At 34.4% G+C, this 26,607-nt stretch carries 39 protein-coding genes; 36 read left to right on the top strand and 3 right to left on the bottom strand.

Features of this window, described 5'->3' with window-relative positions; all coding sequences use genetic code 11:
* Positions 1 to 46 precede the first annotated feature (46 nt).
* The 4 genes from ACTQ5K_RS05820 (at position 47) to ACTQ5K_RS05805 (ending at position 3,977) form a co-directional block, all read left to right on the top strand.
* Positions 47 to 658, top strand: a complete 612-nt coding sequence (locus ACTQ5K_RS05820) for a hypothetical protein (protein WP_047945082.1) — start codon at positions 47 to 49, stop codon at positions 656 to 658.
* Between the two features lie 72 nt (positions 659 to 730).
* Positions 731 to 2,197 carry a hypothetical protein gene (locus ACTQ5K_RS05815; RefSeq protein WP_109769258.1) on the top strand — a complete coding sequence of 489 codons (1,467 nt, stop codon included), beginning with the start codon at positions 731 to 733 and terminating at the stop codon, positions 2,195 to 2,197.
* A gap of 394 nt (positions 2,198 to 2,591) precedes the next feature.
* Positions 2,592 to 2,924 (top strand): hypothetical protein, encoded by a 333-nt coding sequence (locus tag ACTQ5K_RS05810; protein ID WP_016204923.1) that lies wholly within the window; start codon positions 2,592 to 2,594, stop codon positions 2,922 to 2,924.
* A 768-nt stretch (positions 2,925 to 3,692) separates the two neighbouring features.
* Positions 3,693 to 3,977 carry a hypothetical protein gene (locus ACTQ5K_RS05805; RefSeq protein WP_016204921.1) on the top strand — a complete coding sequence of 95 codons (285 nt, stop codon included), beginning with the start codon at positions 3,693 to 3,695 and terminating at the stop codon, positions 3,975 to 3,977.
* 123 nt (positions 3,978 to 4,100) lie between these two features.
* On the opposite strand, the gene ACTQ5K_RS05800 is transcribed toward ACTQ5K_RS05805, so the two are convergent.
* Positions 4,101 to 7,067: a Tn3 family transposase gene (locus ACTQ5K_RS05800; RefSeq protein WP_152112362.1), complete on the bottom strand. Its 2,967-nt coding sequence runs from the start codon at positions 7,065 to 7,067 to the stop codon at positions 4,101 to 4,103.
* Positions 7,068 to 7,214: 147 nt separating this feature from the next.
* Between ACTQ5K_RS05800 and ACTQ5K_RS05795 the strand changes: the two genes are divergently transcribed.
* The 7 genes from ACTQ5K_RS05795 to ACTQ5K_RS05765 all read left to right on the top strand — a co-directional run bounded on the left by ACTQ5K_RS05795 (position 7,215) and on the right by ACTQ5K_RS05765 (position 12,019).
* Positions 7,215 to 7,790 carry a recombinase family protein gene (locus ACTQ5K_RS05795; RefSeq protein WP_016204422.1) on the top strand — a complete coding sequence of 192 codons (576 nt, stop codon included), beginning with the start codon at positions 7,215 to 7,217 and terminating at the stop codon, positions 7,788 to 7,790.
* Positions 7,791 to 8,227: 437 nt separating this feature from the next.
* A complete protein-coding gene (locus tag ACTQ5K_RS05790; protein ID WP_016204421.1) occupies positions 8,228 to 8,881 on the top strand; it encodes an ArsR/SmtB family transcription factor in 654 nt (217 codons plus the stop codon).
* A 19-nt stretch (positions 8,882 to 8,900) separates the two neighbouring features.
* Positions 8,901 to 9,629, top strand: a complete 729-nt coding sequence (locus tag ACTQ5K_RS05785) for an MBL fold metallo-hydrolase (RefSeq protein WP_016204420.1) — start codon at positions 8,901 to 8,903, stop codon at positions 9,627 to 9,629.
* A gap of 48 nt (positions 9,630 to 9,677) precedes the next feature.
* On the top strand, positions 9,678 to 10,895 hold the full coding sequence (locus ACTQ5K_RS05780) for an MFS transporter (protein ID WP_016204419.1): 1,218 nt from the start codon (positions 9,678 to 9,680) through the stop codon (positions 10,893 to 10,895).
* 136 nt (positions 10,896 to 11,031) lie between these two features.
* The gene (locus ACTQ5K_RS05775) at positions 11,032 to 11,364 is read left to right on the top strand and encodes a class I SAM-dependent methyltransferase (protein ID WP_250637168.1); all 333 of its coding nucleotides are present in this window, start codon (positions 11,032 to 11,034) and stop codon (positions 11,362 to 11,364) included.
* A complete protein-coding gene (locus tag ACTQ5K_RS05770; protein WP_142385655.1) occupies positions 11,357 to 11,623 on the top strand; it encodes a class I SAM-dependent methyltransferase in 267 nt (88 codons plus the stop codon). The genes ACTQ5K_RS05775 and ACTQ5K_RS05770 overlap by 8 nt, the downstream gene beginning before the upstream one ends.
* Before the next feature lie 12 nt (positions 11,624 to 11,635).
* Positions 11,636 to 12,019 carry a DUF302 domain-containing protein gene (locus tag ACTQ5K_RS05765; protein ID WP_019380820.1) on the top strand — a complete coding sequence of 128 codons (384 nt, stop codon included), beginning with the start codon at positions 11,636 to 11,638 and terminating at the stop codon, positions 12,017 to 12,019.
* A 130-nt stretch (positions 12,020 to 12,149) separates the two neighbouring features.
* Here ACTQ5K_RS05765 and ACTQ5K_RS05760 read toward each other — a convergent pair whose 3' ends face one another.
* Positions 12,150 to 12,350 carry a hypothetical protein gene (locus tag ACTQ5K_RS05760; protein WP_142385654.1) on the bottom strand — a complete coding sequence of 67 codons (201 nt, stop codon included), beginning with the start codon at positions 12,348 to 12,350 and terminating at the stop codon, positions 12,150 to 12,152.
* 314 nt (positions 12,351 to 12,664) lie between these two features.
* Between ACTQ5K_RS05760 and ACTQ5K_RS05755 the strand changes: the two genes are divergently transcribed.
* The 7 genes from ACTQ5K_RS05755 to ACTQ5K_RS05725 are packed head-to-tail and all read left to right on the top strand — an operon-like array spanning position 12,665 to position 16,464.
* The gene (locus tag ACTQ5K_RS05755; protein ID WP_016204414.1) at positions 12,665 to 12,985 is read left to right on the top strand and encodes a rhodanese-like domain-containing protein; all 321 of its coding nucleotides are present in this window, start codon (positions 12,665 to 12,667) and stop codon (positions 12,983 to 12,985) included.
* A 20-nt stretch (positions 12,986 to 13,005) separates the two neighbouring features.
* A complete protein-coding gene (locus tag ACTQ5K_RS05750) occupies positions 13,006 to 13,578 on the top strand; it encodes a sulfurtransferase TusA family protein (RefSeq protein ID WP_016204413.1) in 573 nt (190 codons plus the stop codon).
* A gap of 16 nt (positions 13,579 to 13,594) precedes the next feature.
* The gene (locus ACTQ5K_RS05745; protein WP_016204412.1) at positions 13,595 to 13,984 is read left to right on the top strand and encodes a DsrE/DsrF/DrsH-like family protein; all 390 of its coding nucleotides are present in this window, start codon (positions 13,595 to 13,597) and stop codon (positions 13,982 to 13,984) included.
* Between the two features lie 14 nt (positions 13,985 to 13,998).
* On the top strand, positions 13,999 to 14,235 hold the full coding sequence (locus tag ACTQ5K_RS05740) for a glutaredoxin family protein (RefSeq protein ID WP_016204411.1): 237 nt from the start codon (positions 13,999 to 14,001) through the stop codon (positions 14,233 to 14,235).
* A 13-nt stretch (positions 14,236 to 14,248) separates the two neighbouring features.
* Positions 14,249 to 15,385 (top strand): MBL fold metallo-hydrolase, encoded by a 1,137-nt coding sequence (locus ACTQ5K_RS05735; RefSeq protein WP_016204410.1) that lies wholly within the window; start codon positions 14,249 to 14,251, stop codon positions 15,383 to 15,385.
* Positions 15,386 to 15,396: 11 nt separating this feature from the next.
* The gene (locus ACTQ5K_RS05730) at positions 15,397 to 15,624 is read left to right on the top strand and encodes a sulfurtransferase TusA family protein (RefSeq protein ID WP_016204409.1); all 228 of its coding nucleotides are present in this window, start codon (positions 15,397 to 15,399) and stop codon (positions 15,622 to 15,624) included.
* 60 nt (positions 15,625 to 15,684) lie between these two features.
* Positions 15,685 to 16,464, top strand: coding sequence for a sulfite exporter TauE/SafE family protein (locus ACTQ5K_RS05725; protein WP_019380822.1), 780 nt, complete (start codon positions 15,685 to 15,687; stop codon positions 16,462 to 16,464).
* Here the strand turns inward: ACTQ5K_RS05725 and ACTQ5K_RS05720 are convergent.
* A complete protein-coding gene (locus tag ACTQ5K_RS05720) occupies positions 16,461 to 16,640 on the bottom strand; it encodes a hypothetical protein (protein ID WP_016204406.1) in 180 nt (59 codons plus the stop codon). The two genes, ACTQ5K_RS05725 and ACTQ5K_RS05720, sit on opposite strands and share 4 nt — an antisense overlap.
* A 111-nt stretch (positions 16,641 to 16,751) precedes the next feature.
* Between ACTQ5K_RS05720 and ACTQ5K_RS05715 the strand changes: the two genes are divergently transcribed.
* The 18 genes from ACTQ5K_RS05715 (at position 16,752) to ACTQ5K_RS05630 (ending at position 26,607) form a co-directional block, all read left to right on the top strand.
* A complete protein-coding gene (locus ACTQ5K_RS05715) occupies positions 16,752 to 17,153 on the top strand; it encodes a DUF2892 domain-containing protein (RefSeq protein ID WP_016204405.1) in 402 nt (133 codons plus the stop codon).
* A gap of 150 nt (positions 17,154 to 17,303) precedes the next feature.
* Positions 17,304 to 17,807, top strand: coding sequence for a DUF2243 domain-containing protein (locus ACTQ5K_RS05710; RefSeq protein ID WP_016204404.1), 504 nt, complete (start codon positions 17,304 to 17,306; stop codon positions 17,805 to 17,807).
* On the top strand, positions 17,788 to 18,591 hold the full coding sequence (locus ACTQ5K_RS05705; protein ID WP_016204403.1) for a cytochrome c oxidase assembly protein: 804 nt from the start codon (positions 17,788 to 17,790) through the stop codon (positions 18,589 to 18,591). Before ACTQ5K_RS05710 ends, ACTQ5K_RS05705 begins: the two co-directional genes overlap by 20 nt.
* A gap of 96 nt (positions 18,592 to 18,687) precedes the next feature.
* Positions 18,688 to 19,059 (top strand): rhodanese-like domain-containing protein, encoded by a 372-nt coding sequence (locus ACTQ5K_RS05700; protein ID WP_016204402.1) that lies wholly within the window; start codon positions 18,688 to 18,690, stop codon positions 19,057 to 19,059.
* 12 nt (positions 19,060 to 19,071) lie between these two features.
* Entirely contained in the window at positions 19,072 to 19,335 is a 264-nt protein-coding gene (locus tag ACTQ5K_RS05695; protein ID WP_016204401.1) for a metal-sensitive transcriptional regulator, read from the top strand.
* Positions 19,336 to 19,459: 124 nt separating this feature from the next.
* Positions 19,460 to 19,939 (top strand): DsrE/DsrF/DrsH-like family protein, encoded by a 480-nt coding sequence (locus ACTQ5K_RS05690; RefSeq protein WP_016204400.1) that lies wholly within the window; start codon positions 19,460 to 19,462, stop codon positions 19,937 to 19,939.
* Positions 19,940 to 19,983: 44 nt separating this feature from the next.
* Positions 19,984 to 20,346 carry a rhodanese-like domain-containing protein gene (locus tag ACTQ5K_RS05685; RefSeq protein WP_016204399.1) on the top strand — a complete coding sequence of 121 codons (363 nt, stop codon included), beginning with the start codon at positions 19,984 to 19,986 and terminating at the stop codon, positions 20,344 to 20,346.
* 15 nt (positions 20,347 to 20,361) lie between these two features.
* Positions 20,362 to 20,658, top strand: coding sequence for a rhodanese-like domain-containing protein (locus tag ACTQ5K_RS05680; protein ID WP_016204398.1), 297 nt, complete (start codon positions 20,362 to 20,364; stop codon positions 20,656 to 20,658).
* A 60-nt stretch (positions 20,659 to 20,718) separates the two neighbouring features.
* Entirely contained in the window at positions 20,719 to 21,294 is a 576-nt protein-coding gene (locus ACTQ5K_RS05675; protein WP_016204397.1) for a sulfurtransferase TusA family protein, read from the top strand.
* Between the two features lie 16 nt (positions 21,295 to 21,310).
* Positions 21,311 to 21,544: a glutaredoxin family protein gene (locus ACTQ5K_RS05670; protein WP_016204396.1), complete on the top strand. Its 234-nt coding sequence runs from the start codon at positions 21,311 to 21,313 to the stop codon at positions 21,542 to 21,544.
* A gap of 12 nt (positions 21,545 to 21,556) precedes the next feature.
* The gene (locus ACTQ5K_RS05665) at positions 21,557 to 21,949 is read left to right on the top strand and encodes a DsrE/DsrF/DrsH-like family protein (RefSeq protein WP_016204395.1); all 393 of its coding nucleotides are present in this window, start codon (positions 21,557 to 21,559) and stop codon (positions 21,947 to 21,949) included.
* 52 nt (positions 21,950 to 22,001) lie between these two features.
* Positions 22,002 to 23,129 (top strand): MBL fold metallo-hydrolase, encoded by a 1,128-nt coding sequence (locus tag ACTQ5K_RS05660; protein ID WP_016204394.1) that lies wholly within the window; start codon positions 22,002 to 22,004, stop codon positions 23,127 to 23,129.
* A gap of 26 nt (positions 23,130 to 23,155) precedes the next feature.
* Entirely contained in the window at positions 23,156 to 23,383 is a 228-nt protein-coding gene (locus tag ACTQ5K_RS05655; RefSeq protein ID WP_016204393.1) for a sulfurtransferase TusA family protein, read from the top strand.
* A gap of 52 nt (positions 23,384 to 23,435) precedes the next feature.
* Positions 23,436 to 24,212, top strand: a complete 777-nt coding sequence (locus tag ACTQ5K_RS05650) for a sulfite exporter TauE/SafE family protein (protein ID WP_016204392.1) — start codon at positions 23,436 to 23,438, stop codon at positions 24,210 to 24,212.
* A gap of 52 nt (positions 24,213 to 24,264) precedes the next feature.
* The gene (locus ACTQ5K_RS05645) at positions 24,265 to 24,612 is read left to right on the top strand and encodes a DsrE/DsrF/DrsH-like family protein (protein WP_016204391.1); all 348 of its coding nucleotides are present in this window, start codon (positions 24,265 to 24,267) and stop codon (positions 24,610 to 24,612) included.
* A 14-nt stretch (positions 24,613 to 24,626) separates the two neighbouring features.
* A complete protein-coding gene (locus ACTQ5K_RS05640; RefSeq protein WP_016204390.1) occupies positions 24,627 to 25,007 on the top strand; it encodes a peroxiredoxin family protein in 381 nt (126 codons plus the stop codon).
* A gap of 319 nt (positions 25,008 to 25,326) precedes the next feature.
* Positions 25,327 to 25,719, top strand: coding sequence for a rhodanese-like domain-containing protein (locus tag ACTQ5K_RS05635; RefSeq protein ID WP_019380827.1), 393 nt, complete (start codon positions 25,327 to 25,329; stop codon positions 25,717 to 25,719).
* Positions 25,720 to 25,944: 225 nt separating this feature from the next.
* On the top strand, positions 25,945 to 26,607 hold the full coding sequence (locus ACTQ5K_RS05630) for a hypothetical protein (protein ID WP_016204387.1): 663 nt from the start codon (positions 25,945 to 25,947) through the stop codon (positions 26,605 to 26,607).

Genomic DNA, 26,607 nt, shown 5'->3' with positions numbered 1-26,607 from the left:
AAAGCTAACTTTAGCAAAATCTATTTCACGACTTAAGGCAAATGGTTTGGATAAAGAACAAGCTTTATATTTTTTAGAGAATAAACACTATAATTTTGAATATTTAAAGCCAACTGACGAAAAACGATTAGTAGTAATAGAAGGTGAGTTTGGACTAGGTAAATCTTTTGCTATTGATAAGATTTATTTAGATTTGTTATTAAGAGCAGAGAATGAATTTGATTTTCCTATTCCGATAAGTATAAATGCAGCACAATTAGACATTGACGTTCAAAAGTATCTAGAAAAAATAGTTCTTGATAAATCAAAAAGATACTGGATTATAGTAGATGGAATGGATGAAGTATCAGTATCAATCGCATCAAATATATTAGAAAATATGCGTATTGCTATTGAAAGATGGGATAATCTCTGCATAATCCTTACAAGCAGACCATTAAGTATTTTTGCTAATATCTCTGAAAAGATAAGAATGAAAGGTTTGAATGAAGATGAAGCATTAGAGATAGTAAATTTTATCAATAATCAGCAAAAACTTTATCATTTTTACAATCTACCTAAAGACATAGAAGTAGTAATTCAACGTCCTCTTTTCGCGATTTTACTTGGATTATATTTAAGAAAAACAAATAATATAATCCCAAATACCAGTGGCTAACTACTAGCATACTTAATAGAAAACGCCTTTAAAAATGTAGAAATAAATGAATCAAATACAAATCAGTTACTAATGAATTTAGCTATGATAAGTACTAGCAGTGGAAATGTTCCTGTTAAAAAGACTGAAATAGGTGACATTGTCGAAGTTAGGAGTCTCTTAAACAGTGGTTTGATTATTGAAGAAAATGGTTACATATCATTTGTTCTTCCGATATTGAATCAATGGTTTGCTGCTAAGTCGTTATCCGAAAATATGATAAATATTAATCACATAATTGAAAAGGGTACTTTAGATTACTGGAAATATCCTCTTATTATTCTAATTACCATATTTAAGGAGGATACTATTGACAATATTCTTCGCGAAATTGTAGAAAAGGTACCAGGTTTTGCTTCAGTACTAATAGAGGAAAGTATAAAAAAATGGGGAATTCATAATGATATAACCTCTTTATCAACACAAGAATGTGGAGAAAAAATTAGAATGACCATGAGTTCTTGGATAAAATCTTTAGGCATCTTAGCTGATATTATTGCACCAGTGGATATGAATCGAACTATCCTACCTATTGGAATAATGAAAGATGACGAATGGTTATATATATCTTGGTATAGGGGAAGAAAAAAACTGCCTGAAATCAATATCCTAGATGGAAATAAGATTGAATATGACTGGCTAAGTTATAAAGGAGCTAGACCAGGTGATAGATCAAGTTGGTATTGGAGATGGACATTCGAGGAATTAAGGGGTAAATTAACAAAAATAATTAAAAATAAGGCATTGCCCATCTGTACAGAGATAATTTATAAAGAATTAATGTGGAGCACTTCCTTAAAAATAGTCAGGAAAGGCTCTTTATACACCAAAAGTATCAGTATAAATGAAATAAAATCTAGAATTGAAAAAGAATATCAGAATATTTCAGATATAAATGTAAATAAAAAACGAGTTCCAATGTCATTGTATAAGGATTACATTGCAAATTTAGAGATTAAAGGTATTAATGTTGTAGAATGTCCGATACCTGGGGAGGATATTGAAAATCCTAAAGACAATTGGGTATGGAGTGCCTACTCCGATGAACAGCTATATATAAGAACTGTAAAAATTTATAAAGAAGTGATTATTGGATATAAAGAGATTGTTGAAACATTCTTCCCATTATTAAAAAATAGGTTAAGGAAGTTTGTACTTTATCCTTTTACTCTAAAAGGAGATTTACAAGCACCTAAAGAAACAGATGGATTCTCTGCGGGTCCGGGATTAAATTGGCACTTAGAACCTTTGCCATCAGATTATAAAGATTTTATTTTAGATATCCAATTTACAAAAGAAGATTCAGATGATTTTCATCTTGATGATAATATTATCTATGAAATTGGTAAAAAAATTAAAGAATATCGTCGAGATGATTGTATGTGGTTAAGTGTGACTCGTACTGGTCAAGTATTAGATATATTCGAGGATACACCAATAACTGACATTATTTATAAATGGCTAGAGCAAGACTTGAAATCAATAAATTGGGTTGATTAGTATTATATAGAGAGTTAATTAAAATCCTAAAATTTACACCCAAATTTAAAGTTACACATTTTGATTATTTTATCATTTGTGTAGCTTTTTTGAATTATTTTTGCCCCAAAAGTTGCTCTTCCTCCTGCATAGCCACCTTTATATTCTTTGTAGTTCTGTAGCTAATATATTATTTCTAATAGAAAACAAAATATTTTTTCCGATTAAATATGAAAAAATAATTAGTATTTATCTATTAAAATGACCGTTCCTGATAATTATGAAGAAAACAATAAAAAAATAGGCGCTTTAGCAAGATTGCATTCCGAAAGATTATGAAAAATAACATATTGATGGAATTTAGTATAAGTATAAAGAAGTTATAATCTAAAAAATTTAAAAGGTGGACCTTAATATGCCAGTATATAGCATTTTTAATAATACTAAAGTGAAAGTAACTCCAACGGAAGCAGCAATAGATGTTGCAGCCGCTTATATAGGAAATAAAACGCTAACCATCTTACCTAGTTTTAACGGACAAGACTATAAAGGTGATACAATCACTCTCTTTATAGTAGGTGGAAGTTATAAAGGACATGAATATTTACCTGAATCGGGTATTACCAAAATACAAATAAGATATAAATATAATTTAAACGTATTCTTATGTAAATTAAGAGAATACTTCAAGGTCAATATTCTTCATGAAGACATAGTTGATTCACTTTCAGATATCAAAATTAGTTAAATGTAACAATTAAAATGGCATTCAAAAATCTCTCGGCTTGATAGGTACATTATTCAACCGAGAGATTTTTAATATTTAGAAAATGTATTTTATTTTCTACACTTAATAAATAAAGTACATTATTTATTAAGTGTAGAACTATCATAACAACCAAAGATAATTTCTTAGATAAAAACTTATTAATAAGAAATTGAAATTCCTTTTTATTCCTTGTGTTTTCTATTGTTGAACAAGGTTCTTTAATTAATAATCTTTTTCTTTCTTCAAGTAACAATCCTACATCTTTGTCTTCCTCTTTTTTTAGTAAAGCTGCATATTAATGTTAATTCAAAACAAATAGATGAACTATTATATGTTATTCGATTGGAAAATATTCTAAGAAGGTATCGATGAGGTTTTTGAGGTCGGTGGAAGTATTGGTTGCATCATATTGGTTTTTTAGATGGAGTAACAAATCATAGTCGTTCAATTATATCCCTCCTTTCATATTAATCTTTCTATTTCATAAGTATATAATCCTACTAGTTCACAATTTATTCAAAAAAAGTTTAATTTTTGGTACACTCTCTTCACTTTTTCCCTATAACTCTTTAGATGTTTAATATTAACCGTTTGTCCTAATAGAAGTTAAGATTGCAAGTATCTAATTATAGGGCTGAAATTACTCGAACATTTTCCGGTTATATATAAAGGACAGTTAACTATAATAAAGTCACGAACGAAGTAATCTATTTACTTAGAAAGTTCAAAGTGAAAGGAGATAATAAAATGAAGAAAAAAGAAGTAATTAACCAATTAGAAAATTTCTTAAATGAGGTAAACAGAAGAAAGGAAGATCAACTTTTAAAAAAGTTGTATGATAAGCAAATTCTTGATGAATTATCTTCAGATGTTCTTTATATTAAGGTCATCTTAGAAGGAAGTTCAAATAACGAAATTCTTCTCAGCGAAATGGAAGAATTACAAATTCATTTTGACCATATGAAAGAACTTGTTGAATCAGATCTCTTTAGTCCACTCTATCATTTAATGATAGGTTTAGAGTTCTTTTAGAATAAAAGATCCGTTTAACTGGACTGTGTTAGAAAGATTCCCACTCTTTGGGGTAGCGTCAGGAAAATGCGGATTTACAACGATAAGCCTATTTTCCTGACGAATTCTCTATTTTTAACAACGTTAAGAAAGTTTCAATGGTCTTAAAGAATCTAACGAAACTTTTTTATCGGAATTAAAATGGTATTCTCCTAATAAATTAATATGTTCCCAACCTAGAGGTGACATATGGTGCAATAATTCTTCATTTAAACTATCTGACCGTTTTTGATATTCAACTGCTTTTGTTAGATGTAAAGTATTCCAGATACTGATGGCATTGATGATTATGTTTAAGGCACTGGCTCTTTGCAATTGATGCTGTATGGTTCGTTCCCTAAGCTCTCCTTGCTTTCCGAAGAAAATAGCTCGTGCCAGTCCATTCATAGATTCTCCTTTATTCAATCCTCTTTGTATTTTTCTTCTTAAAGATTCATCTGAAATATAATTAAGAATAAAGATAGTTTTTTCTATTCGTCCCATCTCACGTAAGGCTGTAGCTAGGCTGTTTTGTCTTGAATAAGAACCTAATTTCCCCATAATAAGGGATGCTGAAACTGTTCCTTCTCGTATAGAATGAGCTAATCGCAAAACATCCTCATAATTTTCTTTAATGACCTTTGTATTTATTTGTCCACGTAAAATGGCTTCTAATTTTGGATATTCACTTGCTTTATCTATTGTAAATAATTTCGAATCTGATAAATCTCTTATTCTTGGAGCAAAATTAAATCCTAATAAATGAGTCAGTCCAAATATTTGGTCTGTATAACCGGCTGTGTCTGTATAATGCTCTTCTATGTTTAGATCCGTCTCATGGTGCAACAAACCATCTAAAACATGAATCGCATCCCTTGAATTAGTATGAATAATCTTGGTGTAGTAAGAAGAGAATTGATCACTAGTAAAACGATAGATGGTTGCTCCTTTTCCGGTTCCATAATGTGGATTTGCATCTGCATGTAGTGATGAAACACCTAGCTGCATTCTCATACCATCCGATGAGGATGTTGTACCGTCGCCCCAATAGGAAGACAATTGTAATTTATGATGAAAATTTACTAATATGGCTTGTGCTTTATTCATGGCATCTTCATACATGCGCCATTGAGATACATTGGCTAGTTGCTTATATGTAAGTCCGGGTGTTGCTTCAGCCATCTTACTCAAACCAATATTCATTCCCATTCCTAAAAGGGCTGCCATAATAATAATCGTTTCTTCTTTATCCGGTTTTCGATTATTGGAAGCATGAGTGAATTGTTCATGAAATCCTGTTATATAAGCAACATCCATGAGTAAATCGGTTAATTTTATTCTTGGGAGCATCTGATACAGGCTCGCACTAAATTTTTTTGCTTCTTCCGGAACATCTTTTTCCAAGCGTGCAATTGATATCTTTCCTTTTTCAAGAGAAACTCCGTCCAACTTAACGGAATTGGCAGCTAACCACTTTAACCTTTCATTAAGACTTTTGGTTCTCTCCGTCATATAATCTTCGAATGATAAACTAACTGATAATCTCGTATTCTCCTTCGCTTCATTCCATGTATCTTCTGAAAATAAATATTCCTCAAAATCTCTATATTGCCTGCTACCAACAATGGAAACATCTCCTGCCCGAACATGCTCCCGAAGTTCCGTTAAAACAGCCATTTCATAGTAATGACGATTAATTGTTGTACCATCATCCTCGTATAAATGCCTTTTCCAACGTTTTGAAATAAAATCCACTGGTGAGTCATCAGGTACTTTTCGCTTTCCAGATTCATTCATTCCTCGGATAATCTCTACAGCTTGTAAAAGTGGCTCATTTGCCTTTGTAGAATGAAAGTCTAATACTCTTAATAGCGTCGGCGTATATTTTCTAAGTGAATAAAAGCGTTTTTGCAGTAAGTCTAAATAATCATAGTCAGCAGGACGTGCAAGCTCCTGAGCTTCTTCTACAGAAGAAACAAAAGAATTCCATTCAATAACAGATTCCAAAACCTCAAAAACATCTAGTTTATCCTTTTTTGCTTTGATTAAAGCCTGTCCGATGTTCGTAAAGTGTATTACCTTCTCATTTAGCTTTTTACCGTTTTGTTTCTGAATTTCTTCTTGCGCCTTACGGCCTTTTGATAACAGACTTAGTATTTGTCTGTCATGAATTTCAAATGCCTTATCCGTTAACTCCTGAGTAAGATGTAATAAATAGACGGTTAATATCGAATATCGTTTATTTTCTTGAAAGTCACGGAATGCATAAGGCTCATATCTTGAACCTAAGCGAGATAGCTGTAACAGGCGATTGCGATGCAAATGACTAATTTGTACCGTTTCTAACTCCATTCCTCGTATGTATTCGAGTCGTTCTATTACTTTTAGAAATGTTTCGGGTGAAGGATGACCTGGTGGTTCCTTTAACCAACCCAATATCGTTTTATTGGATTCGGATGGATGCTGCGAAGTAATGACCTCTTCCAGCTTTTCTTTTTGCTTTTTTGTTAGAGATTGATTAACCATGTTAAATAGCTTCTTTTCAGCCATCGCCCTTGCCTCCCACACCATTCTCTCAAGTGTGGTGAAAGCAGGTAATATGATTTTATTTCTTCTTAGAAAATCTATGCATTCATGTAGTAAATGTATGGCATCACCATTTTCCAAAGCTACTTGATGAAGATGCTTAAATGTCATTCGATATTCTTTTAGAGTAAAAGTTACAAAGTCGTATTCACTTCGAATTTCTTTCAAATGATCCCAAAGTGTATTTTCTCTTTGAGGATAAAGACTAATCGTGGATGGTGTGGCACCGATTTGTTTCGATATATAATGTATGACGGAATCTGGGATGCTTTTGATATGAGTGTATGGCCATCCGGGATACCGAAGAACGGCCAATTGAACTGCGAACCCTAAACGATTTTCTTCTCTCCTTCGCCTATTTATAATTTCTAAATCTCGTTTGGAAAAAGTGTAGTAGGTTCCCAATACCCATTCATCTTCAGGGATTTGCATTAAAGCAAGTCTCTGATCTGGTGTAAGTAATTCTCTACCTCTCGCAATTTTCATATAGTCTCATCCCATTTCTGTAATTTTTCAGTTAATTAGTTTAATTATATATCAATAGAGTGTACTCTATTGATACAAGTATAGTAGACTGATAAAATCATAGTTAAGAGTGTCTCATAAGACTTGTCTCAAAAACGAGGTGAAATTTTGCAGAAAATCGGTTATATACGCGTCAGTTCGACTAGCCAAAATCCTTCAAGGCAATTTCAGCAATTGAACGAAATTGGAATGGATATTATTTATGAAGAAAAAATTTCAGGAGCCACAAAGGATCGTGAACAACTTCAAAAAATGTTAGAGGATTTACAGGAAGGTGACGTTATTTATGTTACAGATTTAACTCGGATCACTCGAAGTACGCAAGATTTATTTGAATTGATTGATTTAATACGAAATAAAAAGGCAAGCTTAAAATCACTTAAGGATACATGGCTAGATTTATCAGAAGATAATCCATACAGCCAATTCTTAATTACGGTAATGGCTGGTGTTAACCAATTAGAGCGAGACCTTATTCGTTTGCGTCAGCGTGAAGGAATTGAGCTCGCAAAGAAAGAAGGGAAGTTTAAAGGACGGTTAAAGAAATATCATAAAAATCACGCAGGAATGAATTATGCAGTAAAGCTATATAAAGAAGGAAATATGACTGTAAATCAAATTTGTGAAATTACAAATGTATCTAGGGCTTCATTATATAGAAAGCTGTCAGAAGTGAACAATTAGTCACTCCTTATTCCATATAAGGCCCCGATTGTGGAGTATCTCTAATTACGTAGTAGACTAAATACTGCGCAATAAATAATGTCTTAAATTAAGTTATTGCAAGAAAGATAGCAGAAATAAAAAGAGATAAACAGCTATCCATTATTAATGGTTTTTCTTTTTCCACCGTGGTTTGCGGTGTTTTTTTATAAATAAAAAGACCCTATACCTCTTCGGAAAATCTAACGATTGCAGCAAACATTTTGGCTAAAGCATATCCTTCCTAGTTTCATTATTAACTTTATATATCATTTAATCTTCTCAGCTTGGTTAATAATAAAATACATTAAATTTTTCAAACTATATTTTTCCACTTAGCAAACCACTTTACAAATTAAATCATATATTATACAATTCAACTATTCAATCAATAAGTTGAATAGATTAGAGGTGATTATATGGAACCTAGAGAATTTAAAGATCTTGTTTACAGTCAATTTGCTCGAATTAGTAAAGCTCTATCTAGTCCTAAGCGCTTTGAGTTATTAGATTATTTATCTCAAGGACCAAAAACAGTGGAGAGGTTATCCAAAGAAGCAAAGATGTCTGTAGCAAATACATCAAAACACCTTCAGGCACTACTAGAGGCTAGATTAGTTAAATTTAGTAAGGATAAAAACTTTGTATTCTACTCTTTAACAGATGATAACGTAATTGAACTCCTGCATTCGATTAAAAATTTAGCCGAAATGCAGTTTAGTGATATTACACACGTAAGAAAAGGTTATATAGGAAGAGATGAAAGGATTAAAATGGTTCATCTTAAAGATATGTTGAAAGAGATACAAAATGGTGAGGCTGTTCTAATTGATGTTAGACCAGAAGATGAATATAAAAATCAACATATTACGGGAGCTCTATCGATACCTGTTGAAGATCTAGAGGAGCATATTTCTTCTCTTCCAAAAGATAAAAAAATAATTGCTTATTGTCGTGGACCTTATTGTGCTTTTGCAACACAAGCAGTAGAAACATTAAACTCCCTTGGATACGAAGCTTATCGCATGGAAGAAGGGGTTCATGAGTGGAAACAATCTGATTATATTCATTAATTTTAAGGAGGAATTAAAAATGTTATTTCGTCAATATTTACACACTAATCCAGTAGCAGCATCATATTTTTTTGGGTGTGGAAGTCAATCACAAGGAGTGGTGGTAGACCCACTAGAAGATCAAGTTGATTTTTATGTAGAAGAAGCTGAAAAGTTAGGCATGAATATTGTTTATGTAATTGATACACATCTTCATGCTGACCATGTATCAGGTGCAAGAAAATTAGCTGAGAAAACAGGTGCAAAATATGTCCTTCATTCTTCAGCAGAAACAAGCTTTAACTTTACTCCAGTAGAAGACGGGGATGAATTATTAGCTGGAAATACACTATTAAAGTTCTTGCATACCCCAGGTCATACACCAGAGCACATTTCTATCGTGGTTTCTGATAAACGTCGAGCTGATGAACCTTGGTTTGTCTTAACAGGTCATACGTTAATGGTTGGAGATGCAGGTAGAACTGAATTGGCTGTATCTATTGAAGAAGGGGCAAAAGATTTGTATCAAAGCTTAAAAAAGATCACTCAATTAGAAGACCATGTTGAAATTTATCCTGGAGCGTTTTCAGGATCAGTTTGTGGACGTGGTTTAAGTGGGAAACCTTCTTCAACCATTGGATTTGAAAAACGTCACAATGAAGCAATGAGATTTGATAACGAGAAGGAATTTGTTGATTTTATGACAACGAACGTACCACCACAACCAGAAGGTTTTAAAGAGATGAGAAAAACAAATCAAGGAAAATAATAAAGTGGAGAACCTCTATTTGGTTCTCCCTTTTTGGAGGTGAATGGTTTGAGTAAAGTACAAATTGGAATTAAAGAAAATTTAATAAATTTCATACTTCTAGTTGTTACGAACTTCTTTGTTGGTTCAATGGTTGGTTTAGAAAGAACCATTCTCCCGATTATTGGTGAAGAAGATTTTGGTTTGGCATCGGCTAGTGCGGCATTATCTTTTATTATTAGTTTTGGATTTTCAAAGGCTATTGTGAATTATTTTGCAGGTGCTATCGCAGACCGATTAGGAAGAAAGAAAGTCCTTCTTATCGGTTGGAGTATCGGCTTATTAGTTCCTTTGCTGGTTATATTTGCGACCTCATGGTGGATGATTGTAGTTGCAAATATTTTCTTAGGTATCAACCAAGGATTATCTTGGTCCATGACCGTAAATATGAAAATTGATTTATCGAAACCTACTCAAAGAGGTTTTGCTGTAGGGTTAAATGAATTTGCAGGGTATATAGGAGTAGCTGTAATGGCTGGTGTCTCTGGTTTTGTTGCAACAAATTTTTCTAACCGCCCCGAACCATTTTATTTAGGTATTATTATTGTGGTAATCGGTTTTATCTTATCATTACTTGTAAGAGATACAGAAGAACATATAAAGCTTCAAACAAAATCATCCAATAATGGTCCGACTTTATCTGCAAAAGAAGTGTTCAAAATAACTACGTTTAAGAATAAAAGTTTATCTAGCATCACTTTTGCAGGATTAAGCACAAACCTTAAAGATGGTATGGCTTGGGGACTCTTCCCATTATTCTTTACAGGTGTTGGCTTAACCGTATCAGAAATTGGAGTGTTAGTTGCGATTTATCCAGCTTCATGGGGATTTTTCCAACTGTTTACCGGAGCGTTAAGTGATAAGATCGGACGAAAGTGGTTCATTGTTGGTGGAATGTGGCTTCAAGCTCTTTCTCTGTGGATGATTTTATTTGTAAACGAATATAGCCTATGGTTCATAGCAGCTATTCTTCTAGGACTAGGAACCGCAATGGTATATCCAACCTTACAAGCTTCAATTAGTGATATAGCACAACCAGAATGGAGAGCCTCATCAATGGGAGTTTATCGTTTTTGGAGAGATAGTGGATATGCATTTGGAGCATTATTTGCAGGATTTATTGCAGATATGCTTAATATTAGTTGGGCAATTGGTTTAGTTGCTCTATTACCTCTAATTGCAGGAATCATAACAGCAGTTCGAATGAATGAAACATTAATAAGGTAGGAACAGAGTATTGAATCAATATAAAAGATTTATTGAAAAATCCTACTCAATGTACGACAAAGACCAAACTTAAGGCTTGTAGTATCTTATTACTCATTTTATAATTAATATATACCATTACGGGTATACGTATATAATGGAAGGGGGGATGATTCTGTCTCATCGAACTGATCCAAATAGAGCATATAGGCTCTTTGATCCAAAGAGAAAAAAGCTTATAACACCCAATAAGGCATTGGAATTATTAGAACTTGAAGAGTTTGAAAATGTCGCTGATCTAGGTGCGGGTAACGGCTATTTTACACTTTCACTAACGAAAAAATCTAAGATGGTTTATGCTGTAGATATTGAACCCAGGATGTTGAAATTATTAATGGAACGTGCAGAAAAGGAGAACATAAGTAATATCAGGTATGTTGAAAGTAATCTTGAGGATATAAAATTGGAAAAGAATATTGTAGATAGATAAAGCGTTAATAGCTTTTGTCATACATGAAGTGCCTGATATAAAAGCTGCACTCGGAGAAATTCGTAGGATTATAAAGCCAGGTGGAATGTTTGTATTGTTAGAATGGGAAGCGGTGGAATCAGAGATAGGACCTTCAATAGAACAGAAAGTACCGTCTATAACCATGAAAAAGTTATTAGAACAAAACGGCTTTCATCCAAAACTTGTGCATTTAAATCAATCAATTTATGCAATAATTGCTAAAAACATTAAATTTTAAGGAGGATAAAAAATGTTTGACTATACCGTTGAAACAAAAAAGAGTATTAATGAAGCAGTAACAAGTTTAGAAACTAATTTGAAAGAAGAGAAGTTTGGCGTTTTGTGGATGTTTGATATCAAAGACAAACTTCAAGAGAAGGGACTAGATTTTAATCAGGAATATAAGGTCTTAGAAGTCTGTAATCCACATGAAGCTCAGAGAGTTTTAAATGAAAACTTATTAGTGGGGTATTTTTTACCATGTAAAATTGTTGTTTACAGTGACAATGGGCAAACTAAGATAGGGATGCCTAGACCAACAGCACTTATTAAGCTTGTGAATAATGATGAAATCATAAAGCTTGCAAAAGATATTGAGGATCGTTTAATTAATTGTATTAATAAAAGTATATAGAAACTGTGAATTTGCCTGTCAAGAAATAAATATTTTATAACTACTTTGAAAAAAACGGGCGACGATAAAAAACTATCGCCGTCCTTTTTTTTATTTTTCGTTTACTATTTTATTTATCGTATCTATCATTTCAGGACTTTGAAATATTTCTATCATGCCATCTTGCATTTCCGGTACTGCCATCATGTCCAGCATACATATTTGGGCTTATGCCACCAGAGTACATCATATGATCGATGCCACCATATCCGGCAAGAAGGAGTAAGGCTAAAACGGCAACGACACGTTGATTTGTTTTTATTTTCATTTGTTTTCCTCCTTGTTTAGACATTCACTTTTACTGCTTTCCCGAATAAATGTCTTTTATAGCCCTAAGGTTAATCCACCTAATATTTCAAACAAAATTAAACTCCACCTAAAACTCCACCTACTATTATTATTTTTTTATTCATTTTAATCACTCCAGTTCAACTTTATACCCCTGTTAGTATTGTGATATTAACATTACTAAAATCAATTAGTGTGATAAAAGTTACAATTAGAAGCTTATTTTGGATTTATATGGACGTGGCAAATAAACATATTTAACCGATAAAAGAGAATTCTAAGTATGACTTGTATTACTTCAACATAAGGAGTGACGAAATGAATACTAAGTCAAAAGTTGCTGAGATTTTACCAAAAGAAGTATCTGAAAAAGTAAGGCAAGGAAAAGCACAAAGTATTATCGATGTTCGTGAACATGAAGAAGTTGCACAAGGGAGAATCCCAGGTGCTTACCATATTCCTTTAGGAGAGCTTGAAAATCGATTACATGAAATTGACAAAGACAAGGAGCATTTTATGGTATGCCAATCGGGGAATCGGAGTGGAATGGCTGCTGAATTTTTGCAAGATAAGGGGTATAAAGTGAAAAATATGGTTGGTGGAATGCTTAATTGGGAAGATGAAGTCGAAAAACCGTAACCCAAGAAGGAGGAATCTCAATGGAAGTTACAGTTAATAGGGTGTTAGATGCAAAGGGACTGGCTTGCCCGATGCCAATTGTAAAAACAAAAAAAGAAATGAACACCCTTGAACCAGGTGAAGTGATGGAAATTCAAGCTACCGATAAAGGTTCAACAGCTGATTTAAAGGCTTGGGCTTCTAGTACCGGTCATCAGTATTTAGGAACTGTAGAAGAGGGAGAGACCTTAAAACATTATCTTCGAAAAGTTCGTTCAGAAGAAGAAAAACCTGAAGCAAAACATCCGGATGTGGTTCATTTAGATGAATTATTAAAGAAATTAGATGGAAATGAAAAAATAACTGTTTTAGATGTGAGAGAACCGGCTGAATATGCATTCGGTCATGTACCGGGTGCTATTAATATCCCACTTGGTGAATTAGAAAATCGGTTTGAGGAACTTAACAATGTAGACAATCTACATGTCATTTGTAGAACGGGTAGTCGTAGTGATTTTGCTGCACAAAAGTTAACCGAAAAAGGCTTTAACAACGTTAAAAATGTAGTTCCTGGAATGAAAGACTGGACAGGACCTATCGATAAAAATCATTAAACAAGGAGGAATAATAATGAAAGTAGCTATCATTGCCTCAAACGGTGGGATGTTTGATGCCTATAAAGTATTCAATATTGCAACGGCTGCAGCTGCTACTGATGCTGAAGTGGGAATCTTTTTTACATTTGAAGGCTTAAATCTCATTCATAAAGAAGGTCATAAAAATTTGCCAATGCCTACAGGAACAGAACATTATCAAGAAGGATTTAAAAAAGCGAATGTTCCACCAGTTGAAGAGCTTGTTGCAATGGCGAGTGAGATGGGTGTGAAAATGATTGCGTGCCAAATGACAATGGATGTTATGAGTTTAGAAAAAGAGCATTTTGTAGAAGGGATTGATGTTGGCGGTGCAGTTACCTTTTTAGCGTTTGCTAAAGATGCTGACGTAACGCTAACGTTCTAAAGGAGTGAAGAATGATGAATAAGAATGTTACTGTCTATACCACAAACACTTGTCCCTATTGTGTAATGGTAAAAAACTTTTTAAATGAGCAAGGTGTCGCATTTAAAGAAGTAAATGTGCAAGAAGATCCTGCAGCAGGAGATAAATTGGTTGAAACAACAGGTCAGATGGGAGTCCCTCAAATTGAAATTAGTGGTGAGTGGGTTTTAGGGTATGATCCGGAAACGATTACTCAACTTTTAGAAAAGTAAAAGGAGGAGACACATGGGAACAACAACAGCTCTGAAAACAATATCTGTTAAAGATTTAGCCCAGAAAGTCATTAATCATGAAGACCTTTTCATCCTTGATACCCGTAATACCAGCGATTTTGACGATTGGAAAATAGAAGGGCGCAATATAGAGGTAATCAATTCTCCTTACGTTGAATTATTAGAAGGAGTCGATTCAATATTAGATAAACTACCAAAGAGCAAAGAAATTTATGTCATTTGTGCTAAAGGTGGTGCATCAGAATTTGTCGCCGAACAAATAATGGAACAGGGGTTTACAGATGTTTACTCAGTAGAAGGCGGAATGAAGGCTTGGAGTGAACACCTTGAGCCAATAAAGATTGGTGATTTGAAAAATGGAGGAAGCATCTTTCAATTTGTACGGATTGGAAAAGGCTGCCTTTCCTATTTAATTGAGTCTGACGGAAAAGGGGCAATAATTGATACTAACAGAATGTTGTCTCCATATGAAGAGATGATAAAGGAACATAATATTACGTTAACACACGTTTTAGATACTCATTTGCATGCTGACCATATTTCTGGTGGTAGAGAACTTGCTGAAAAACATGGTGCAACCTATTATTTACCACCAAAGGATGCTAAAGAAGTCACATTTAACTACTCACAAATTAATGACGGCGATGAATACAAGGTTGGACAGACAACCATAAAAGCCATTTACTCTCCTGGGCATACCATTGGTAGTACATCTTTTGTCGTTGATGATCAATATTTGTTAACAGGTGACATTTTATTTATTGATTCCATTGGTCGCCCTGATCTAGCTGGTAAAGCTGAAGACTGGGTAGGAGATTTAAGAAATACCCTTTATCAACGTTACAAAGAGCTAGCTGATAATCTTCTAGTCTTACCTGCCCATTACATGGGAATTAACGAAATGAATGATGATGGAAGTATTTCAGAAAAACTTGGTGTACTTTATCAACAAAATCATGGATTAAATATTAATGATGAAGCTGAATTCAGAAAAACGGTGACAGAAAATCTTCCGCCACAGCCGAATTCATACCAAGAAATTCGTGAGACAAATATGGGTAAAATCAAACCAGAAGAAGAACAACAAAGGGAAATGGAAATTGGACCAAATCGCTGTGCAGTGAGATAGGAGGAAAAGAGATGGAAGCAACAAAAGTATTAGATGCAAAAGGGCTAGCTTGTCCAATGCCAATTGTAAAAACAAAAAAGGAAATGGATTCATTAAGTTCAGGAGAGATCCTTGAGATTCATGCAACAGATAAAGGGGCAAAAAATGACTTGACTGCATGGGCACAATCGGGTGGACACGAATTGCTAAAAGATGAAGAAGAAAATGGTGTTTATAAGTTCTGGTTAAAAAAAGGATAGAATTTAGGGGAAGGTACCTTTAAACGGTTACCCTCCCCCTTTGATTGGAGGAAAAAGAAAGTGGATATTGGATTTATCGTGGTTATATTCCTTATCGGTTTTATTGGATCCTTCATATCCGGAATGGTAGGAATTGGTGGATCGATTATTAAATATCCCATGCTTTTATACATTCCACCACTGTTTGGATTAGCTGCATTTAGTGCACATGAGGTATCTGGAATTAGCGCCGTACAAGTTTTTTTCGCCACAATAGGGGGAGTATGGGCTTATAGAAAAGGAGGGTACTTGAATAAAACGTTAATTATATACATGGGTGTTGCCATATTAATTGGTAGTTTTATTGGTGGATATGGCTCAAAGCTCATGACCGAAAGTGGAATTAACATTGTATATGGAATTCTAGCTTTAATCGCCGTTGTGATGATGTTCTTACCTAAAAAAGGAATCGATGAGATCCCACATGATCAGGTGAAGTTTAATAAATGGCTCGCAGCTGTTCTTGCATTAATTGTTGGGGTGGGTGCGGGAATTGTTGGTGCTGCTGGTGCGTTCATTTTAGTTCCTATCATGCTCGTAGTGCTGAAAATTCCAACTAGAATGACGATAGCGACCTCTTTAGCTATTACGTTTATCTCGTCTATTGGTGCAACTGTTGGGAAAATTACAACAGGTCAAGTCGAATATTATCCAGCGTTAATCATGGTTGTAGCAAGCCTAATCGCTTCGCCACTTGGTGCTAATTTTGGTAAAAAAATAAATACCAAAATCCTACAATGGATTTTGGCATTACTCATATTAGCTACTTCAATTAAAATTTGGTCTGATATTTTATTTTAAGAGACCTTATTACTTTCAACGTATGTCTCAAGTGCAGGATGATATTCCTTTTGAAAATGATTATCTGGACATGATTTGATTACAATTGAGAGTAATGAGTTCGTTTTATCGCTGACTAAATTTTTATTACAAGTAGGGCATTTTTCATTGAAAAAAGATTTGAAAAAACGTTTCATATTAGGTTCCTCCTATACCCATTAATTCCTATTGTTATACTAGGTATTGTAGAAGATTTATTTAAAAAACTCAATGGGTTTATATACCAATCAACGAGAGGATGGGAATGTATGAGAGATCTATTTCCACCAACTACGACTAAAGTAAAGTTAAACACAGATGATAGAATCAATAATGATATAGAACGAAAAACTGCACATAATATCAACAATTACTACGGGAAAACTGAAAAAGAAATAGATAAACGTATTAAAGAATTAAATTATGAATGGGATACCGAAAGAGTTTTAGAACTTAACTTTGCATCAATTGTATTGATATCATCTTTACTTGGATTATTAAGCAATAAAAAATGGATGGCATTGTCAGGAATAACAAGTGTATTTATGATCCAACATTCTTTACAGGGGTGGTGTCCTCCATTACCACTGATAAGGAGACTTGGCGTTAGGACTGCAACAGAAATATTTGAAGAGAAGGAAGCATTAAAGAAGATACTAAATAAAAGCTGATATTGGGTTATTTTTTATAGAACACTCGTGACTTTATGAGTGTTCTTTTATTATGAAAACAGAATCAAAATCCTTCTTCATCACCTATTGTTTAAAAGTAATGGTTGAATGGACAAAATAATTAAATATGAACATATAGGAGGGAAATGGATGAATATTATTAAAAACTCAAAACAAAAGTTTATTTTTGCGAATCGCAATTTATTTGGTGGCTTTTTATTTGGGCTTGGTCTTGTAGCTTTTATTGATGAAACGGTTTTTCATCAACTACTACACTGGCATCACTTCTATGATAAATCAACAACTGATATTGGACTAGTTTCGGATGGTCTGTTTCATGCTTTTAGTTGGTTTGCGACCATCTTTTCAGCTTTTATGTTTGCAGACCTTCGCCGCAGAAATGCTTTTTGGCTTGCAAGATGGTGGGGAGGAATATTGCTTGGGGCTGGAGGCTTTAATTTGTATGATGGTATCATCCAACACAAGTTCATGAGAATACATCAGATTCGTTACAATGTAGAAATACTTCCTTACGACTTAGTGTGGAATTTAGTTGCTGTAGCACTCATTATTGTTGGGGTGATTCTCGTATTTCGCACAAGAAAGCAATTATCCCAAGGGGAGGAAATTCTTAGTGGATCACAATCACATTGATAGTTCCGGTTATAGTTATTTAGATTATTTCTTCATTTTGGTATTTGTGTTAATGATTATTCTTTATATAATGGGAGTTGTTTTATCCAATCGAAAGCATAAAAAATGGTCGCCATACCGAACGTTATCTTGGCTTTTAGGGGTTCTGTTTGTAGCACTTGCTGTAGTGGGACCGGTAGCTGAACAAGCCCATATGGATCTTAAAATACACATGCTAGGTCATTTATTTCTTGGGATGTTAGGACCTCTACTTATTGCGCTTTCTGCACCGATGACGCTTTTTTTAAGAACTCTGTCTGTGAAATTAGCACGACGGTTTACACAGATATTAAAAAGTTACCCGGTCCGCATTGTAAGTGATCCTTTTATCGCATCGCTTCTAAATATTGGAGGACTATGGGTACTCTATACAACGGACTTATACGCACAAATGCACGGGAATTTATATCTTTATGTCTTTATACACGTTCATGTATTCATAGCAGGATACCTTTTTACAGTATCCATGATCTATATTGATCCAGTTGCCCATAGAACAAGTTTCCTCTATCGTTCTATTGTTTTAATAATCGCCTCAGGCATCCACGGTATTCTATCAAAGTATATTTATGCCCATCCCCCAAAGAGTGTACCAATTTCCCAAGCCGAGATGGGTGGAGTGCTAATGTATTATGGTGGAGATGTGATCGATATATTTCTAATCTTCATTTTTTGTTATCAATGGTATATATCCACAAATAAAAGAAGGGTATCTGATAAATCAAAATTATTCTTACAAAGTTAAAAAGAAATAAATTTAAAGGTATTGACAATATACCCTAATGGGTATAATATAAACGTTGTAAGACATTCCTTTTTTTATTAGTAAAGGAGACAGCATATGATAGTTGCTATAATAATGAGTGCCATTATTGTTGCTCTTTTTAAAAGACATTTTCCCGTTTTTAGGGTTGAAAATATAACTAATCACGTTGATATGGGAACATCAATAGTCGTAGATGTAAGAGATTATATTGAGTCTCATAACAGCCCAATAGAAAGAGCCATCAATGTTCCAGTGGCATACCTTAATAGGTTTTATTCAGAAATCCCAAAAAGTGACTTGATTGTAGTGGCATCAAACCGCCTTGAAAGGAATCTAGCGATTCGTTTCTTACGCAAAAGAGATTTTAAGGTCGTTGGCTATTTAATTACAAATCAAACACAAACAGTATTAAAGGAAAATCAATTAAATAAAGAAAGTTATTGTTAAGGGGGAAAACAGATGGAATACAACGACCAAATGAAAAACAGAGTAAAGCGCATTGAAGGACAACTTAGAGGAATTTTGAGAATGATGGAAGAAAATAAAGACTGCAAAGATGTTATTACTCAGTTGTCTGCAGCAAGAACAGCGATTGATCGGACGATTGGAGTTGTCGTCAGTTCAAATTTAGTGGAATGTGTTCGTAACGCCGAAGAAATTGGTGAGAAAAATACAGAAGAACTATTAAAAGAAGCTGTCAATCTGCTTGTAAGAAGTAGATAGAAATAAAGGGGTTGACACTCTCTTTTATTTTTAATAATATTATACCCATAGGGGTAAAGGTAAAAGGAAAATTTTTTATACAGAAAAATACCCTAATGGGTAAACAACAAGAGGAGGAACAAACATGACAGAAACAAAAAAAACAACAATCGTATTATTTAGTGGTGATTATGATAAAGCAATGGCTGCTTATATTATTGCAAACGGGGCAGCTGCCTATGATCATGAAGTAACTATTTTCCACACATTTTGGGGATTAAATGCTCTACGTAAGGATGAAGATATTGAAGTGAAAAAAGGTTTCATGGAAAAGATGTTTGGCAAAATGATGCCAAGAGGTGCTGAAAAAATGGGTCTGTCAAAAATGCACTTTGCAGGTTTCGGTCCTAAAATGATTAAAGATGTAATGAAAAAGCATAATGCAATGCCACTTTCAGACTTAATTGAAATGGCAAAAGAACAAGATGTTAAGCTCGTTGCTTGTACGATGACAATGGATTTATTAGGACTTCAAAAAGAAGAACTTTTAGATAATATCGAGTATGCAGGTGTAGCTGCATATTTAGCTGATGCAGAAGATGGAAATGTAAACCTATTTATCTAAACACGTTAGGGGGATTATCCCCTACATAAAAGGAGGGAGTAAGTTTGGAATATCTAAATTATTTAATCATTGGACTCTTTCTGTTATTTATCATTAAACGAATCATCCCGGCTAAAGGTGTTAGACAGATTTCAACAACAGATTTAAAGAATGAATTAAAAGATAGGAATAAACAATTTGTTGATGTACGTACTCCTGGGGAGTTTAAGGGAAGAAACATTAAAGGATTTAAAAATCTCCCACTCCAACAACTTGCGCAAAAAGCGGAGAAGGAACTATCAAAAGACAAAGAAGTAGTTGTTATTTGTCAAAGTGGAATGAGAAGTCAAAATGCTACTAAAATATTAAAAAAATTAGGATTTACGAACGTGACAAATGTAAAAGGTGGTATGAGTGCCTGGAGATAAAAAGGAGGAGAGAAAATGAAACAACTAACAGCAAAAGAAGTGGAAACATCGTTAGTAGAAGGTCAACCATTAAACTTGATTGATGTTCGTGAAGTGGATGAAGTTGAAACTGGGAAAATCCCAGGAGCGATCCACATTCCACTAGGGTTATTAGAATTCCGTATGCATGAATTAGATAAGTCTCAAGACTATATCATGGTTTGTCGTTCTGGTGCACGTAGTGGTCGCGCCTGTCAATTTCTTGAAAGTCATGGGTTTAAGGTAACCAACATGACAGGCGGAATGCTTGCGTGGGAAGGCGAAACAAAATAAGGTGATTTTTTTTAGAAGTCAATATACTCGTAAGGGTAATAAACAGGAGGTTTTTATATTATGAATTCATTAAAAACAGATCTTTTATTAGATGCAAAGGGCCTAGCTTGCCCAATGCCTATCGTCAAAACAAAAAAGGCAATGAATGAGTTACAATCTGGTCAAGTCTTAGAGGTTCAAGCAACAGATAAAGGGTCAAAAGCTGACCTTGAAGCATGGGCAAAAAGCGCTGGACATCAGTATCTAGGCACAATTGAACAAGGAGATGTGTTAAAGCATTACCTTAGAAAATCTTCCAATGATGGAACAATTGAAAGAAAACATCCTAACATCACAAGCAATGAAGAGTTGGAGAAAAAACTAGATGTTAACGAGAATATTGTTGTTCTCGATGTTAGAGAAGCAGCGGAGTACGCATTCAACCATATTCCAAACGCCATCTCTATTCCGTTAGGAGAGTTAGAGGATCGTCTTTCAGAGCTTAATACAGCTGATGAGATTTATGTGGTGTGTCGAACTGGAAACCGTAGTGATCTCGCAGCTCAAAAATTAGCTGAAAAAGGTTTTGCAAATGTGATTAATGTTGTGCCAGGGATGAGTGCTTGGTCAGGCAAAACCAATAGTTTAAATAAATAAGGAGGGGAAATTTGATATGAGCACAGTAACGGTATACACAACCACACGCTGTCCGTATTGTGTTATGCTAAAGAACTTTTTGGCAGATCAAACTATACCTTTTAAAGAGGTAAATGTTGAAGAAAACCCAGAGATTATGAACCAACTAGTCGCAAAGACCGGACAACTGGGTGTGCCTCAAACAGAGGTAAATGGCAAGTGGGTTGTTGGTTATGATCCAAATAATATAATGCTAGCATTAAGAAACTAGGAGGAATTAAGAATGAGTAAAGTAGCAATTATAGCAAGTAATGGTGGATTATTTGATGCATATAAAGTTTTTAATATCGCAACAGCTGCAGCAGCATCTGATCAGGAAGTTGCCATATTCTTTACATTTGAAGGATTAAACTTAATTCATAAAGAGGCATACACACAACTACCAATGCCAGAGGGGAAAGAGCATTTTGCTGAAGGGTTTGCAAAAGCAAACGTACCAGCTATACCTGAGTTAGTGGCAATGGCACAAGAAATGGGTGTCAAATTCATTGGTTGCCAAATGACAATGGATGTGATGGGATTAGAAAAGGAAGCATTTGTGGATGGAATTGAAGTGGGTGGAGCTGTAACCTTTTTAGAATTTGCAAAAGATGCAGATGTAACTCTTACGTTTTAATAAAAATTAATTATTTTTTTGAATTTAAATATACCATAGGGGGTAAAATGATATGACTGTAAAGGCTATGACTTCAAAAGAAGTAACAAAAAAAGTATTTAATAAAGAACCATTATTTATTCTAGACGTTCGTAATGAAAGTGACTTTCAAGATTGGAAAATTGAAGGAGAAAACTTCGACTATTATAATATTCCGTATTTCGAGTTACTGGATGGAGTGGAAGGAATCTTAGATAAAATCCCGGCTAATCAAGAAGTTTTAGTCGTTTGTGCAAAAGAAGGATCTTCATTAATGGTGGCAGAGATGTTATCAGAACAAGGATTAACGGCTTCTTACCTGCAAGGTGGGATGAAAGCGTGGAGTGAGTACTTAGAGCCTGTGAAGGTCGGGGACTTAAACGATGGAGGTGAAGTGTATCAGTTCGTTCGTATCGGTAAGGGCTGCCTATCTTACATGGTCGTCTCAAATGGGGAAGCAGCTATCATCGATGCAACTCGTATGACTGATATTTATCTTGATTTTGCAAAAGAAATTGGTGCAAAAATTACGCATGTATTTGATACGCATCTTCATGCTGACCACATTTCTGGTGGAAGAGTCATTGCTGAGAGAACAGGTGCTACGTATTGGTTACCACCAAAGGATGCAACAGAAGTCACATTTGAGTATAAGCCTTTAGAAGATGGAAATGTGGTAACAATCGGAAATACTGCCATCGATATTCATGCCCTGTATTCTCCAGGTCACACAATTGGTTCTACATCGTTTGTTGTGGATTCTCAGTTCTTATTATCAGGTGATATCCTATTCATCGATTCAATCGGCAGACCAGACTTAGCTGGGATGGCAGAAGACTGGGTAGCAGATTTAAGAGAAAGTTTGTACATCCGTTACAGAGAGCTTTCAGAAGAACTAGTTGTTCTACCAGCGCACTTTATGATCATTGATGAATTGAATGACGATGGTAGTGTATCAGAAAAATTAGGGACACTATTTGCAAAAAATCATGGTCTAAACATCGAGGACGAAAATGAATTCAGAAAATTAGTAACAGAAAACCTACCACCACAACCAAATGCGTATCAAGAAATTCGTGAAACTAACATGGGGAAAATTAACCCAGATGATGAAAAACAACGTGAAATGGAAATTGGACCAAACCGTTGTGCGGTTCGATAAAAACTTATTTTAGGAGGAATAACGAAATGGAAGCAACTAAAGTATTAGACGCAAAAGGATTAGCATGTCCAATGCCAATTGTAAAAACAAAAAAGGCAATCAATGAATTAGCATCAGGTGAAATTCTAGAAATTCATGCTACTGATAAAGGTGCTAAAAACGACCTAACAGCTTGGGCAAAATCTGGTGGTCATGAACTAATTAAGCATGAAGAAGAAAATGATGTATTTAAATTTTGGATTAAAAAAGGTTAAAAAATAAGGGGAGCCTATGTAGGGTTCCCTTTTTTCAAAAGGAGGTAACACCATGGATTTTGGATTCATCATTACGATTTTCTTAATAGGATTTATTGGATCATATGTTTCAGGAATGTTAGGAATCGGCGGGTCTATTATTAAATACCCAATGTTATTATATATTCCACCGTTATTTGGCTTAGCAGCATTTACTGCACATGAAGTTTCAGGCATAAGTGCGATTCAAGTATTCTTTGCAACTATTGGTGGAGTTTGGGCTTACCGAAAAGGTGGATATTTAAATAAAACGTTAATTATGTATATGGGTGCTAGTATTTTAGTGGGTAGTTTTGTTGGAGGATTTGGATCAAAGTTAATGTCTGAAGGAGGCATTAATTTAATTTATGGGATATTAGCCTTAATTGCAGCAGTGATGATGTTTATTCCGAAAAAGGGAATAGACGACATTCCATTAGATCAGGTGAAATTTAACAAATGGCTTGCAGCACTATTAGCCCTTATTGTAGGGGTGGGGGCTGGGATCGTTGGAGCAGCAGGAGCCTTTTTATTAGTGCCAATCATGTTAGTGGTATTAAAAATTCCAACAAGAATGACGATCGCTTCTTCTCTAGCGATTACGTTTATTTCATCAATCGGAGCGACAGTAGGTAAAATTACGACCGGACAAATTGACTACTTCCCAGCTTTTATTATGATCGTTGCAAGTTTAATTGCTTCCCCATTGGGTGCAATGGCTGGAAAAAAAGTAAATACCAAAGTGTTGCAAGTCATTTTAGCGTTATTAATTGGAGCTACTGCCGTTAAGATTTGGTTAGATATTTTGTAAAAACAGGGGAAAATAAAGTGTATTCATAGTAGGTTTGAAAGAAGGGGTTATAATGACGAACAAGAAATTTGTTTATTTTGTATCGTTAAGCTCAAATGTTCCCTATGTGTTGAAGAAATCAATCGAAATGGTTGAACAAAAAAATGAAGTCGCCATATTTTTTGATCTTGATGGAGCGCGTGTTTTAGATAAACGTTATTTAAAAAGAATGACGAGAACACATGGAGTAGATCTATCCTTACTTTTTAACTTGGCTTTAAATGCGGGAATTAAATTGTATGGTTGTCAAATGAATGTGTTAATTGCTGATGGTTTGGAATTAATAGAAGGGGCAGAACTCGCGGGCGTTGTTACCTTTTTAGAAACAGCCTACCAAGCTGATGCTGTTTTAAGTTTTTAAGAGGGGGACTAAACATGAATACGAAAAAAGTTGTCGTTTTAGCACTTCATGATGAATTAGAGTCTGCTTACCCACCTTTAAATGTTGCTGTTGGAGCTGCTTCATCCGGGGCTGATGTGATCTTAGCCTTCTCACGAAAAGGAGTAAACATTTTAGATCAAAAATACATTCCTATTCCATCGGATGGAATTGAATACTTGTCTAATGCTCTAGCTGATTTTAACGCACCTTCAATTAACGATTTACTTGAGATAGCTGTTGAATCTGGCGTTAAATTTTATGTGGTGGACTTAGATATAAAGGACCATACGCAATTTAAGTACCCAGCTGAGCAAGTCCCCATTAAATGGGTTTTAAATGAGGCAGTTTCAGCGGATTTGTTTGTACATTTTTAAATATTGAGGAGGAATAACGTTGATTAAAATTACAGATGCTGCGATATCAAAAATAAAACAAGAAGTTAAAGATGTAAAAAAACCATTTATTCGTCTTGCAATGGGCATTGGTTGAGGGGGACCTCAGCTTCGTCTGGCTCTGGAAGAGTCAGCTTTAGAAAATGATGAGATTATTGAACAAGATGGCATAAGTTTTTTAGTACATGAAACAAGTAAACCATATTTTAATAATGTCAAAATTGATTATACCAAGACCATATTGGGTGGCGGGCAATTTATTGTCCTTACACTATAAGTACATCTGAAAGCAGGAGTTTCCTTGAAGATTAAAACAATAGCATTATATCTACCCCTTGTCATTTTAGTATTATATTTTGGCTATACCCAGTTTGAAAATAATAGCATTAAAACAATTTCAATTAATGAGTTGGAGCAAAAATTACAGGATCCCAAATCAAGTAACATAATCTTTGTTGATGTGCGTGAACCCCATGAATATGAAGCAGGTCATATTAAAGGGATGAAAAACATTCCACTAAGCACATTAAAATCCGATTATAAAGGTCTTTCTAAAGATGCGGAAATCGTTCTATTGTGCAGAAGTGGGAAACGAAGTCTTCAAGCTGCAAACATTTTAAAAGACTATGGTTATGGTAATGTTGTAAGTGTAAGTGGCGGTATTCAAGAATGGCAGGGAGAAATTATAAAATAAGTAATGGAGTAGGCTGATAATATGAATAAAGATCATAACAACTGTGGCAAAGGTAGTTGAGGAATTCCTAACAAAAAATCACGGTCATTTTTCCCACCCATATGACCAGGGATTTTAGTCTGGCTCCTGGTAGGAGTCATCGTCTTGTTTCAAAGAATCTTTTAAGAAGAGGGGCTAAACAGCCCCTTTTTGTGTAAACATCAAGCAATTTTTTTGGAGGTACCCATGGATATCATTCAAATCGGTTCATTTACGATTCTCCTTAAATGGTTTCTTCTTGGAGTGGCAATTCTATTTGGAATAGTTTTTATAAAAGTATTGCTCCTACGCTTACCGAATAGGGAACATAATAAGGCAGTATTTGACTTATTAACTAATAGCGTGTTTTTAGGCTTTTTTATTTGGAAAGGTAGCTTACTTCTTACGGAACCTTCATTAGTAATAAAAAGTCCTTTGTCGTTGTTGTATTTTACAGGAGGAAGAAGTGGCTTAATTTTAGCTATTATTTTTTCAATCTACTACTTTATTTATAAAGCAAGGAAATTAGATATTTCAATGCTAGTTACTTTGAAATACGGCTTACTATTTAGTTTTTCAGTGCTGTCTGTCTATCACTTTTTATCCGCCACCTTTGTAGAGGATAATTTCATTTATCATGTTCTTTTTGGCATTTATTCGTTGACTAATTTGATACTCATTCTAGTTCAAAAAATTCTATCCTCATATAAATCATTTTTTTCTGTCATCGTCTTATTTTCATTCTACAAAATAATACTCTCATTGGTTCTAATCAATGAAAATACGATTTTTATTTTCTCGATGGAGCAGTGGTTTTTTGTAGGATTAATAATCTTGTCTCTTTACCTTTGGGATAGAAAACTACAGTAG

It is taken from the genome of Niallia sp. Sow4_A1, from assembly GCF_052116745.1.
In the GTDB taxonomy this organism is placed as follows: domain Bacteria; phylum Bacillota; class Bacilli; order Bacillales; family Cytobacillaceae; genus Niallia; species Niallia hominis.
The sequence above is the reverse complement of the archived record's forward strand: the minus strand, read 5'-3'. Positions and strand labels throughout refer to the sequence as shown.